Genomic DNA, 9575 nt, shown 5'->3' on the forward strand with positions numbered 1-9575 from the left:
GGCTTTCCGGGGCGATCTTGCATTAGGGATAGCTCTCAAGCGAGGCTTGGGTAGCACGAGGCGCTTCACGCGGAAGCTGACAGCTCCCGAACCACATCGGCAATCAATCCCCGAAACCAGCGATGGGCCGGGTCCTGCCGATATCGCACATGCCAGGCCATTTCGACGGGGAACGTGCCAAGGTCCACCGGCGTGGGCAGGATTTTCAGGCGCGGATCCTGCCTCAGCCGCTGACAGATCAGCGAGGGCAGCGTTGCGCAATAGTCGGTGGCCGCCACCATTTCGGCGACCGCGAAGAAGTTGGTGACGGAAATGGCCACCTCGCGCTTGAGGTCCTGCTGGGCGAGCGCCTGGAACAGACCCGCGCGCATGCGCCCCGGAGGCATGATGTTGACGTGCTTCAGCGCCTCGAACTGCGCGCGTGTCATCGTGTCGCCCACCGTGGGATGGTCTGCCCGCACGGCGCAGGCTAGGCTTTCGTCCATGAGGTGCTGGACAACGAGATTGTCGGGCGGATCGACGATGCGGCCCAGCACCAGCGCGGTCGTGCCGGACACGACGCCCGTCTCGGCCAGATCGTTGCCATAGGGTGTCAGCCGCAGCTTGATGCCCGGTGCCACCTGCTGAAGCCGGGCCACCACGGCGGGCACCAGAACGAACTCGACATAGCCGTTCGGAGCTATGGTGAAGACCCGCTCGGCCTTCGCCGGATCGAAGGCCTGCTGGCCCAGCACGGCATCATCGAGCTTGGCTAGTGCCTCGGCAATCCTCGGCGCCAGTTCGAGAGCAATGGGCGTGGGCTGGATGCCATAGCGCTCACGAATGAACAGCTGGTCCTGCAACATCACGCGCAGACGCGAAAGCGCGTTGGACAGCGCGGGCTGGGTCATCCCGACCCGCTGGGCGGCGCGTGTGACGTTCCGCTCCTCCATCAGGGCGACGAAGATGGGAAGCAGGTTGAGATCGTAGCGCATCCAGTCATACTGCCTTGCCCATATCTAAGATCAATATAATAAATTTCTCGAATATGTAGAAAGAGACCACCTTGCAGGCATCCGCAGCGGTTGCTGCACATGACCAAGGAGGTTCAGATGACGCAGGCGAGAGTGCTCTTTCTCGGCTCGAATGCCACCCAGATCGAATTGCGCGGCGGTGGCTCGGCCCCGACCGGACAGTATCTCAACGAGACCGTCGTCCCCGCAATGGCGCTGATCGACGCGGGCTACGATGTCGTGCTCGCCACGCCCGATGGCACCCGGCCGCACATCGATGCAGACTCGGACACGGCCGAGCATTTTGGCGGTGATAAAGCCGCATATGAACGCGCCAGGCAGTTCTTTGCCGAGCACCCGGCGATGAACGCGGTGCGCACACTGTCCTCGGTCCTGACCGAGGGGCTGGATGGATTTGCCGGTGTCTTTGTCCCCGGGGGCCATGCGCCGATAGTCGACCTCATGGAGAATCTCGAGGTGGGCATGATCCTGCACCACTTCCACGCCAAGGCCAAGCCGACCGGGCTGCTCTGCCATGGACCCGTAGCGATTGTCGCGGCGCTCAGCGACGCGCCCGCGTACCGGGCAGCCCTGACCGAGGGCGACGATACCCGGGCAAGCCGCCTGGCGCAGGACTGGATCTACGCGGGCTATCGCATGACGGTGTTCTCGGCGAGCGAGGAGAAGATTGCCGAAGAACACCTGCTCAAGGGCGAACTTCATTTCGACATGCCCAAGGCCCTGCGCCTCGCGGGCGGCGAGGTCAGCGCTGCAGACGAGGACTTTGCCCCGCATGTGGTCGTCGACCGCGAACTGATCACGGGCCAGAACCCGGCCTCCGATCACGCCATTGCCAAGGCCATGATCGAAGCGCTTGGCGGTTCGCGCACCGCATAATGCGCACGCGCAAGACCGGCGGTGCGCTTCGCATGCGCACCACCGCCCCCTCCCGTTCAGAAAGGATCACCACCATGACCACGCCTGTAAAGATCGTTGCCATCCTGACCGCCCGTCCCGGCGCAACCGACCAGCTCCGCGCGCTTCTCGAGGGCATGCTCGCGCCGAGCCGGGCCGAAGCGGGCAACCTTCGCTACGACCTCTGGCAGGACCAGAGCGAGCCGACCCGCTTCGTGCTGGACGAGCTCTACACCGGACAGGAAGCGGTTGCCGCCCACCGCGCAACTGCGCATTTCCAGACCTACCTCGCGCAGATCGAGACGCTGGCCGAACGGGTCGCCTTCGTCCTTGATCCCCTCTCTGCAAACTGAGGGGCCACGACGAGGTCGAGGGCGCCTGTCGCCATCGTGGCGCAGGGGGCAATCAAACACGGAAAAGTTCGCAAGAACCTGCCCTTCAGCGGGCAATCACGAACATCAATGATCAGGGAAATGGCGGAGCGGGAGGGATTCGAACCCTCGATACGGGGTTACCGTATACACACTTTCCAGGCGTGCGCCTTCGACCACTCGGCCACCGCTCCGCATCGCTGGAGGGCGTGCCACTAGCGCCACTTTTTGGCTTTCGCAAGCACTGAGCGCGTGGCATCGTCATTTCATGCGCATTTTCCTCCGGCATCTCCTGCCCTTGCTCGCCGTCACGTCCGCTCTTGCATCTCCCCTAGAGGCGCAGGAGGGAGCGCCGGACGTCACACCCGACAGCATCGTCAAGGCGTCCAAGGCCCGGGAATGGCGCAAGATCGCGCCGTCCGACCTCATGGTCATGGAGCTCGCGCCTGCCACAGATGGCACGCCGCGCCGGGTCGTGATCCAGCTCATGCCGCCGCCCTTCTCGGTGCCCTGGACGCACAACATGCGCGCGCTTGTTGCCGCGCGCTGGTACGACGGCATCGCCATTGTCCGGGTCCAGGACAACTACGTGGTGCAATGGGGCGATCCAGAGGGTGAAAACCCGGCCAAGGCCAAGCCGCTTCCGGACGGGCTCTGCACGCCGGGCGAGGGAGACTACACCACCTCTTTCGCGCAGGACGACTACCCTGAGTGCGCACCTGAGGCGGGTGTCTTGGCCCAGATGACCGACCTCGATCCGCAATCCCTGTTTATCGAGGAGGACACCCCTCCCGCCTCGATCCCCGCCACAACCACCGCGCAGGCCGACATGGGCTGGCACACGCGCGACAGCTACGCGCCCTGGGTGGAGTTCTACCAGGGCTGGCCCGTCGCGACCGACGCCCCGGAAGATCCGACCGAGACCGACCCAAGGTTCTGGCCCCTCCACTGCTACGGCGCGGTGGGCGTGGGCCGCAACTATTCGCCCGACACCGGCACCGGCGCCGAACTCTACGCGGTGATCGGACAGGCCCCGCGCCAGCTCGACCGCAACATCGCCGTCGTCGGCCGGGTGATCGAGGGCATGGAATACCTCTCCTCGCTGCCGCGCGGCACGGGCGAACTCAGCTTCTACGAAACGCCGCAGGAACGCACTCCGATCGTCTCGGTGCGCATGGGCGACGAAGTGGCGGACCTGCCCGCCTTCGAATATCTCGCCACCGACAGCGTGAGCTTTGAAAAGTACGTCGCCTCGCGCGCCAACCGCAAGGACACGTTCTACATCCAGCCCACAGGCGGCATCGACATCTGCAACATCCCCGTGCCCATCCGCCACGCTGCGAAATGAGCGAGACAGTCACGCACACCGCCCCGCTCTGGCGCTGGACGGGTGGCGCGAACGGGGGAACCTGGTACTTCCTCAGCATCACTGGTGCCGATGCCGAAACGCTGAGCGCGACCGCGCTCATGCGCAAGTTGGAGGGCCTGGGGCGCGGCTTCGGTTCGATCAAGGTCCAGGCGCGCATCGGGGCGACGCGCTTTGCGACCTCGGTCTTTCCCAGCAAGGGCGACGGCGCCTGGCTACTGCCCGTCAAGGCCGCCGTGCGCAAGGCGGAGGACCTTGCCGAAGACGAACCCGTCGAGGTCGAGCTGACCTTCTAGCGCGCGACTAGATACGTTCCGCGTCGGTCACCGCCGCACTTGCCCGTAGCGCCGCGATGATGCGCGTGAGGTGGGCGAGGTCGGCGACCTCGAGATCCGCCTCGTAAGTGCCGAAGGGATCGTCGCGCTGGACCATGTTGAGGCTGGCGACGTTGGCGTGCGCGTTGGCGAAGATCTGCGTGACTTCGGCCAGCGTGCCGGGCCGGTTGTAGAGCACGAGGCGCAGACGTCCGGTCGCGCCGGTCGTGCGCGAGCCCCAGGACAGGTCAAGCCAGTCGGCATCCACGCCGTTGGCCAGCGTCAGGCAATCGATCGTGTGGACCTCGACCTTGTGGTCGGGACGGCGCAGGCCGACGATGCGGTCGCCCGGCACCGGGTGGCAGCACTTGGCAAGCTCGAAGCCCATCCCCGCTGTCAGCCCCTTGATCGAGATGGCCTTCTCGCTGCGGGTCCATTCGGGATCGTCGGGCATGGTCTCGGTGCTGCCCGGCACCAGCGCCTCCATCACCTCGCGGTCGGTCACGTGGGCCGAGCCGATCGCGAACATGAGGTCTTCCTCGCCGCGCATTCCGAGGCGTTCCATTGCCGCGTGAAGGGCCTTCTTGCCGATGCGCTGGGGCAGGCGGGTGACGATCTCGTCGTAGAGCTTGGAGCCGATCTCGGCGATTTCGGCGCGCTCCTTGGCACGCACCGCGCGGCGGATCGTGGCGCGGGCCTTGCCGGTCACGACGAAGCCCAACCAGGAGAGCTGCGGCTCGGAGCCCTCGCTCTTGATGATCTCCACCACGTCGCCGTTGTTGAGACGGGTGCGCAGCGGCATGTGGCGGTTGTTGATCTTGGCGCCCACCGCCGAACTGCCAAGGTCGGTATGGACCGCAAAGGCGAAGTCGACCGCAGTCGAGCCCTTGGGCAACTGGTGCAGCGCGCCCTTGGGGGTGAAGGCGAAGATGCGGTCCTGGTAGATCGCGAGCTTGGTGTTCTCGAGCAGCTCCTCGGCGTCGTGCGTGCTGTCGACGATCTCGATGAGGTCACGCAGCCAGCCGACCTGCCCGTCGGGGCGCGAACCGCCCTGCTTGTAGGCCCAGTGCGCGGCGAGGCCAAACTCGTTTAGGCGGTGCATCTCGCGGGTGCGGATCTGCACTTCCATGCGCATCGAATTTTCATAGATGAGCGCGGTGTGCAGCGACTGGTAGCCGTTCGACTTGGGCGTCGAGATGTAGTCCTTGAAGCGCCCCGGGATCATCTGCCAGTGCTGGTGCAGGACGCCCAGCGCGCGGTAGCAATCGTCCGGGTTCTCGGTGAGGACGCGGAAGGCCATGATGTCGGTGATCTGCTCGAAGGAGACGTGGCGCTCCTTCATCTTGCGCCAGATCGAATAGGGGTGCTTCTCTCGCCCCGTCACCTCGACCGCGATGCCTGCTTCGGCGAGCGCCTGCTTGATGGCCAGCGCGATCGCATCGACCTGCCCGCCTTCCTGGCTGCGGATCTGGGCAAGACGCCCGGTGATCGTGGCATAGCCCTCGGGCTCCAACTGCTCGAAGGCCAGGAGCTGCATCTCGCGCATGTATTCGTACATGCCCACGCGCTCGGCCAGCGGCGCGTAGATCTCCATGGTCTCGCGCGCGATGCGCTGGCGCTTCTCCGGCTTCTTGATGAAGTGGAGCGTGCGCATGTTGTGAAGACGATCGGCCAGCTTGACGAGGAGCACGCGCAGGTCCTCGCTCATCGCGAGGAGGAACTTGCGCAGGTTCTCGGCCGCGCGCTCGTTCTCGGTCATCACCTCGATCTTGGAGAGCTTGGTGACGCCATCGACCAGCCGCGCGACGTCAGTGCCGAAGAGTTTCTCGATCTCGTCGGTCGTCGCCAGCGTATCCTCGACCGTGTCGTGGAGGAGCGCGGTGATGATTGTCTGCTGGTCGAGCTTGAGCTCGGTCATCAGGCCGGCGACTTCGACCGGGTGCGAAAAATAGGGGTCCCCGCTCGCCCGCTTCTGGGTTCCATGCTTCTGGACCGTGTAGACATAGGCACGGTTGAGCAGGGCCTCGTCGGCCTCGGGCGCGTATTCCTTGACGCGTTCAACTAGTTCGTACTGACGCAGCATCGTTCCATGTCATGTGAAGATTTTTTGGCGCACGGCAAGCCTTGCCGCGCCCAGATGCAATCTTTGCAACCAGATACGCGCGAGGCCGGGGCAGGCCGGAAAAGATTAACCCCGTGCAAGGCGCAAATTCAATCGTTTTCATCGGATATGCCCCGGGGCGAGGGTTAACGCTTCGCCAGCAATGTCCCGGGCATCCTCACGAACTTGAGTGAGGAGGGTCTTGCCGCCCCCGGGCGCAGACCGACGAGGAGACCGGACGAGATGGGAATGCTGGATAGAGAGGCCGCGATAGCGGATACGCACAAGACAGCGGAAGCAAGCGCGATGAAGGCGCGGGGCGGCCGCATGGCCCGCGTGACACGCGCGCCGCGCCACCGCACCTTGATGCGCGCGATGATGACGCTGCCCGGTCTGGACGGCACCCCGGTGATGATCCGCAACGTTTCCGAGCAGGGCATGTGCCTTGCCAGCAAGGACCTGCTTCCTTGCTGCGGCGAAGTGATCGAGCTTGACCTCGCCGGAACCTTCGGCCTCAAGGGTGAGGTCCGCTGGGTGGAAGGCCGTGAATTCGGCGTGCAGTTGTCCGCCCCGCTTGACCTCCACGGAATCGGTCTCGCCAACCAGCGCCGCAACGGCAACATGGCAGGAACTCTGGGCGGGCAGGTGGAGAACCGTCTCTTGCGCGCCACACCGAAGGCAGAGAGCGCCCCGCTCTACGCCTGCTGAGGCGCCGCGCCCCGGCGCCCTCCCCTCGACCTCCCGCACGTCCCACGCAGTCGGACCTTACGCGTCCGGCTGCGTCCGCGTGTCTGTCGAAGGCACATCCTGATGCCTGCACGAACAGACTGTTCCAGATTGTAAATTTGCGACAAAGGGCCTCCCCGGCACCGTAGCCCTTCCCCGTTTTCAAGCGGAAGGGTTCGCGCGGCTGTCACAAACACAGGCTAGGGGGCTTCCCGCAAGCCACTCCAACGTGTCGCTTATTTCGTGAGGGAACCTTTTTTCCGTGAAACTGTCCGCTGTCTTCTCCGCACTTGTCGCCGGTTCGTCCCTTGTCGCGCTTGCCTCTGCCGCACAGGCCGCCGAGGCCGACGGCATTGGCGAAAGCGAAAACGCGATCATCGTCACCACGCAGCGTTATGAACAGCGCGCGCAGGACGTGCCCGTCACCCTCAGCGCGCTTTCGGGTGAGCGCATGGAGGAAATCGGCGTCTCCGAACTCGACGAGCTCTCCGCCTACGTTCCCGGCCTCAACATCCAGGAGCAGAGCGCCAACAACCCCGGCATCGTGATCCGCGGCATCACCTCGGACAGTGGTTCGGCGCAGGACGCCGCGCGCGTCACGCTCTATTACAACGGCGTCGACATCTCGCGCTCGCGCGGGGCCTACCAGGGCATCTACGACATGGAGCGCATCGAGGTCGTCAAGGGCCCGCAGGCGACCCTGTTCGGCACCGCCTCGACCGTGGGCGCGATCTCGATGGTCTCGGCCAAGCCCAAGCCCGGCCTCTCGGCCGAGATTTCGGGCGGCTACGGCAACTATGACTATTACGAAGCGGGCGGCTTCCTGAATGCGGGTAACGACGTGATCGCGGGCCGCGTCGCATTCAAGTACAAGAACCGCGATGGCTACGTGAAGAACCTCGCGCCCAATCAGGACGACCTCTACGGCATCAACACGCTGGGTGTGCGCGGCTCGCTGCGCTTCACCCCGACCCCGGACATCACCGCGGATCTCGTCTTCACCTACGACCGCCAGCGCAACTCGGGCACCCCGTTTCTTTCGCGCACGCTCGGCTCGACCGCGGTGGACGACGTCTACGGCGATGCGTACCTGGGCGGCTCGCCCAATTCGCAGGAAGTCCTGGGCAAGGACAAGCTGGGCCTCGACCGTGACGTCTACGACGTGAACTTCACCTTCAACTGGGACTTCGCGGACGGCTGGAGCTTCACCACCGTCAACGGCTACCGCAACTTCGATTCGCTCGAGGTCTTCGACGCCGATGGTTCGGCCGCCTCCTATCTGGAATTCGCCGAGCAGGCCGATGGCTGGCAGTTCAGCCACGAGGGCCGCTTCGCCTATGCCGATGACCAGTGGCGCGCCCACTTCGGCTGGAACTACATGATCGAGGACACACGCCAGTACGTGCCCTTCTCCAGCGAAGTCGGCACCTATCTGCAGTGTACCGCGAACATCATCCCTGGCCTTGGCTGCGTCGCGCCCGACAATTCCGTGCCGGCCGCGCTTGCCACCGGCCTTGCCACGGGCGGCCTGATCGAGAGCGCGCCCTATGCCAGCTGGTTCCAGAACGAGGGCCGCAACCAGTCCTGGTCGATGTTCGGCGAGGCGACCTGGATCCCCACCCCGGCGCTTGAACTCAACGCGGGCGCGCGCGTCCTCATCGAGAAGCGCCGCTCGGGCTATTCCACCTACCAGCCGGTCGCCCCGATCTACGGCGAGCCGCTGCTGCCTTATGCCAACACCGATGGCGCCGTGGTCTACGCCGACCGCAGCTACGCCGCGTTCCTGCCGCGCTTCAACGCGCTGCTGCGCGTGACCGACGAGGTCAATCTCTACGCCACCATCTCCAAGGGCCGCCGTTCGCCCTCGGTCCAGGTGACGACGCTCACCGATGCCGACACCGGCGCGCGCTATGCAGGCCCCAACGAGGTCGGCAACGAGACCGTGTGGAACTACGAGGGCGGCGTGAAGATGGCGAGCGGCATCTTCTCCGGTTCACTCGGCGTCTACTACCAGCAGTACTCCGACTTCCAGGTCACCGTGATCGAGGCGGGCGGCAACGCGCGCACGATCAGCGCGGGCTCGGCCAGCAACCTGGGCGTAGAGGCCGAAGTCGAGGTGAGCCCCACCTCGTGGCTGCGCGCCTACGCCAACGGCGGCTGGATCGACGGCGGTATCGACAACGACCCCGAGAACGGCAACCTCGCTGGTTCGCGCTTCCGCCTCCAGCCCGAGTGGCAGGCTTCGGCCGGGCTTATCATCGATGCCCCGGTAACCGAGACCGTCGGCCTGTTCCTCTCGCCCAGCGTGACCTACCGCTCGAAGATCTACTTCGAGACGCCCAATACCGAAGCGATCAGCCAGCCGGGCGTGACGCTTGCCAACGTGCGTGGCGGCGTGACCTTCGCCAACGGCCAGTATGAAATCGCGGGCTGGGCGCGCAACCTCTTCGACGAGAAGTACCTCCTCGATGCGGGCAACACCGGCGGCGCCTTCGGGCACCCCACCTTCATCCCGGCCGAGCCGCGCACTTACGGCGTGACCGTGAAGGCCCGCTTCTGACGATCCGGGGTGGGCGGGCCCAGGACACGTCCCGCGCCCGGCCACCCCGCCCCTTTTTCGCGTTTCCCGATAGCCTGCGACACAGGACACTGCCTGCCATGCCTCTCACTCTCGACCGCCGCCTTCTCATCCAGGGCAGCCTCCTTGGCCTCGGCGCCCTGGCGCTGCCGGGCCTGGCCCAGGCAATGACCGCACAGGGCTTCACCCACGGCGTAGCGAGCGGTGAGCCT

At 65.2% G+C, this 9575-nt stretch carries 8 protein-coding genes and 1 tRNA gene; 6 read left to right on the forward strand and 3 right to left on the reverse strand.

The genetic code is table 11. The annotated features are described in order from the left end of the window. Window positions 1–65: 65 nt before the first annotated feature. Window positions 66–974, reverse strand: a complete 909-nt coding sequence (locus MTR65_RS07695) for a LysR family transcriptional regulator (protein ID WP_243798795.1) — start codon at window positions 972–974, stop codon at window positions 66–68. 117 nt (window positions 975–1091) lie between these two features. On the opposite strand from MTR65_RS07695, the gene MTR65_RS07700 reads away from it, so the two are divergent. Beyond that, window positions 1092–1889 carry a type 1 glutamine amidotransferase domain-containing protein gene (locus MTR65_RS07700; RefSeq protein WP_243798797.1) on the forward strand — a complete coding sequence of 266 codons (798 nt, stop codon included), beginning with the start codon at window positions 1092–1094 and terminating at the stop codon, window positions 1887–1889. Window positions 1890–1963: 74 nt separating this feature from the next. Beyond that, on the forward strand, window positions 1964–2260 hold the full coding sequence (locus MTR65_RS07705; RefSeq protein ID WP_243798799.1) for a putative quinol monooxygenase: 297 nt from the start codon (window positions 1964–1966) through the stop codon (window positions 2258–2260). A 121-nt stretch (window positions 2261–2381) separates the two neighbouring features. On the opposite strand, the gene MTR65_RS07710 is transcribed toward MTR65_RS07705, so the two are convergent. Then, window positions 2382–2472 (reverse strand) — tRNA-Ser (locus tag MTR65_RS07710). Window positions 2473–2546: 74 nt separating this feature from the next. Here MTR65_RS07710 and MTR65_RS07715 point away from each other — a divergent pair. Further along, window positions 2547–3626: a peptidylprolyl isomerase gene (locus MTR65_RS07715; protein ID WP_243798801.1), complete on the forward strand. Its 1080-nt coding sequence runs from the start codon at window positions 2547–2549 to the stop codon at window positions 3624–3626. Then, a complete protein-coding gene (locus tag MTR65_RS07720) occupies window positions 3623–3940 on the forward strand; it encodes a DUF1905 domain-containing protein (protein ID WP_243798803.1) in 318 nt (105 codons plus the stop codon). Before MTR65_RS07715 ends, MTR65_RS07720 begins: the two co-directional genes overlap by 4 nt. 7 nt (window positions 3941–3947) lie before the next feature. Here MTR65_RS07720 and MTR65_RS07725 read toward each other — a convergent pair whose 3' ends face one another. After that, window positions 3948–6041: a RelA/SpoT family protein gene (locus tag MTR65_RS07725; RefSeq protein WP_243798806.1), complete on the reverse strand. Its 2094-nt coding sequence runs from the start codon at window positions 6039–6041 to the stop codon at window positions 3948–3950. Window positions 6042–6386: 345 nt separating this feature from the next. Here MTR65_RS07725 and MTR65_RS07730 point away from each other — a divergent pair, with 345 nt between their 5' ends. Continuing rightward, the gene (locus tag MTR65_RS07730; RefSeq protein WP_243798808.1) at window positions 6387–6767 is read left to right on the forward strand and encodes a PilZ domain-containing protein; all 381 of its coding nucleotides are present in this window, start codon (window positions 6387–6389) and stop codon (window positions 6765–6767) included. A 280-nt stretch (window positions 6768–7047) separates the two neighbouring features. Next, the gene (locus tag MTR65_RS07735; protein ID WP_243798811.1) at window positions 7048–9345 is read left to right on the forward strand and encodes a TonB-dependent receptor; all 2298 of its coding nucleotides are present in this window, start codon (window positions 7048–7050) and stop codon (window positions 9343–9345) included. Window positions 9346–9575 lie beyond the last annotated feature (230 nt).

The organism is Novosphingobium mangrovi, from assembly GCF_022818885.1.
GTDB lineage: Bacteria > Pseudomonadota > Alphaproteobacteria > Sphingomonadales > Sphingomonadaceae > Novosphingobium > Novosphingobium mangrovi.